Raw genomic sequence first — 2,302 nt, forward strand, 5'->3', positions numbered from 1 at the left:
TTGCCATTTGCGTGTCTGTAATTTGCCTTCTATGTAAACCTTTGAACCTTTACTTAGATATTGAAGAGCAATTTTTGCCAAATGTGGATTAAAAACCACCACGGAATGCCATTCAGTCTTCTCTACTTTTTGATGGGTATTTTTATCTGTATAGCTCTCAGAAGTTGCCATACGAAAATTGACCACCTCACCACCAGACGGCATTGTTTTGCTTTCGGGATCAGCACCAAGGCGCCCGATTAACGTCACTTTATTTAGCATATTTGTAGCCCCATTAGATTTGCAATTTATACAAGCAAAACCTTAGCATAATTTGCATATTTTTTAATTATTTCAGTAAATTAATAACAGTTTTTTAATGTATTACATTATAATATTATTTGACAAATTATTCATCAAAAAACCATGTCACACAAATGGCACGGCTTTCTTATTTCTGCTTTTAACTTTTCAATAAATATCCTTTCATTAAGAGTCTGTATCAAACTTTTTTGTTCGATTTATTGTTGGTTATCGAACCTTTTTGTGCGATATTCATTTTATGAAGAAAGGGGGAGGCTAAATGAAACGAAAAGCACTGCTTAGAGAATTACGTAAAGAAGCCAGAAAAAGAGGCATTCATTACAGTGAAGCTCCTGATGCAGGTAAAGGGTCACATTATTGGGTAACTTTTGGAGACAAGACAACCGTTATAAAATCTGGTGAATTGACCCCACTTTACGTGAAAATAATAAAAAAGCAGTTGGGGGCATGAGTTACTCTCTCAAAGACTTTTAATTTTTTGTTTCAAAAGCATTTCGATCATAGCGAGGAGACCTAAACATGGAATACACTTATCAAGCAAAACTAGAATCTGATCCAGATGGTGGTTTTATTGTAACCTTTCCAGATGTACCAGAAGCAATCACAGCTGGAGAAAATAGAACAGAGGCATTAGAGAATGCTGTTGAAGCTTTAGGGTTAGCATTACGGAGCTATCCTATGCGCGGTTTACCTTTACCAGTACCACAGCAATATAAAGGTCTTGTAAAGGTCACGGTAAATGCTTGGAATGCTCTTAAACTTGCAGTGGTAGAAGCCTTTAATGAAGCGAATATCACAAAAACAGAATTGGCACATCGTTTGGGTAAAAAAGAAACAGAAGCAAGACGCATTCTTGATCCAAATTATCCAACTAAGCTTCAAACATTAGAGCAAGCACTGAGTGTTCTTGGCAAGCAAGTTGTTATCACAATCAAAAATGCGGCTTAACTTCCTCCCCACTTTTAAAATGGGGAGTTATGTTTTTAAATCTAAGCAGCTTTCACAACAGATCTTTCTAGGACTTGTTTTGCTTCTTTAATAAGGGCTTTGTATTTTCTGTTCTCTTCATCTACTCTGAAAGCATCAAGAAGACGCATATGAATTGGACCCAGAAGATACAAAACTTTTTCACCAGCGTTCATACCTTCCCAATAGCTTGGCAAATCAAAGCGCGTATCACGATCATAATCAACAGATTGGTTTCTTAGTTTTTTCTCGCACTCAATAAAGTAACGACGTGCTTGACGTCCTTTCTCGTTACGTTCAACCATAGAGAGCTCTTTCGCCATGTCTAGAGTGAGATGATATTCTATTGCTGCAACAGCTCTAGATTTTGCGCTTCCCAATTTTGGGAACCGCAAATCTTGTGTTTTTATGAAATCTTTACCTTCTTCAAATGTATATTGATTAATACGATCTGTAATCCAAGTAGCGAAACGTTTTCCTATTTCCATGAATGCGTGTAACTCACGTGCATTGACCGTTTGAACAATTTCCTGATCAATTGTTAGTTCTTTAATTTCTATGAGAGTGTTCATGATGAACTCCTAATCGTTAGATGTTTGTTAATGACACTCAAAAAGAATGCCGGGCGCTAACAAACACGGCGATTAGTCCGTCGTTACACTTTTCCCATAAGGGTATTGTATAATGTAACCACACCCGACAAATTTCTTTATATGCTATACGCATACAATGAGTCAAAATTTTTAAATTTGCGGAGAAAAGATTGTATCGTAATCTATCCGCTAATCGCTTAAGTGTTTGTTAGGCACTTGACTCGAGAATATATATTGACGCAATAATGTCAAGCTACTTCTGATAATTTTTTGATGTTTTTGTTGATTTCATCTATGACGTTGAGAAGAGACAACGCCATTTAATCTAAATAGTTTGATCTAATCGGAAATTTTACTATGGCTTTTTAATGGAGCACTGTAGTGTGTAAATAGATATGTTTATTAAACTGCGTGTATGTAACATAAGGAACAATACACAA

Annotated in this window: 4 protein-coding genes; 2 read left to right on the top strand and 2 right to left on the bottom strand. The window is 36.1% G+C overall.

From position 1 onward, the window contains the following. A partial coding sequence (gene ssb, locus MCO_RS09715; RefSeq protein ID WP_007554339.1) for a single-stranded DNA-binding protein occupies window positions 1-261 on the bottom strand: 261 nt, incomplete at its 3' end. A gap of 301 nt (window positions 262-562) precedes the next feature. Between ssb and MCO_RS09720 the strand changes: the two genes are divergently transcribed. Both MCO_RS09720 and MCO_RS09725 read left to right on the top strand, forming a co-directional pair. Further along, complete coding sequence (locus MCO_RS09720) at window positions 563-754, top strand: hypothetical protein (protein ID WP_007554341.1); 192 nt, start codon at window positions 563-565, stop codon at window positions 752-754. A gap of 68 nt (window positions 755-822) precedes the next feature. Beyond that, window positions 823-1,251 (top strand): type II toxin-antitoxin system HicB family antitoxin, encoded by a 429-nt coding sequence (locus tag MCO_RS09725; protein WP_007554342.1) that lies wholly within the window; start codon window positions 823-825, stop codon window positions 1,249-1,251. Window positions 1,252-1,292: 41 nt separating this feature from the next. Here MCO_RS09725 and MCO_RS09730 read toward each other — a convergent pair whose 3' ends face one another. Continuing rightward, window positions 1,293-1,841 carry an antA/AntB antirepressor family protein gene (locus MCO_RS09730; protein ID WP_007554344.1) on the bottom strand — a complete coding sequence of 183 codons (549 nt, stop codon included), beginning with the start codon at window positions 1,839-1,841 and terminating at the stop codon, window positions 1,293-1,295. Between the last annotated feature and the right edge of the window lie 461 nt (window positions 1,842-2,302).

The organism is Bartonella sp. DB5-6 (assembly GCF_000278115.1).
In the GTDB taxonomy this organism is placed as follows: Bacteria; Pseudomonadota; Alphaproteobacteria; order Rhizobiales; family Rhizobiaceae; genus Bartonella; species Bartonella refiksaydamii.

Coding starts and splice junctions, on each gene's coding strand:
- MCO_RS09730 (WP_007554344.1), bottom strand. CDS start 1,841: ATGAACACTCTCATAGAAATTAAAGAACTAACAATTGATCAGGAAATT.
- MCO_RS09720 (WP_007554341.1), top strand. CDS start 563: ATGAAACGAAAAGCACTGCTTAGAGAATTACGTAAAGAAGCCAGAAAA.
- MCO_RS09725 (WP_007554342.1), top strand. CDS start 823: ATGGAATACACTTATCAAGCAAAACTAGAATCTGATCCAGATGGTGGT.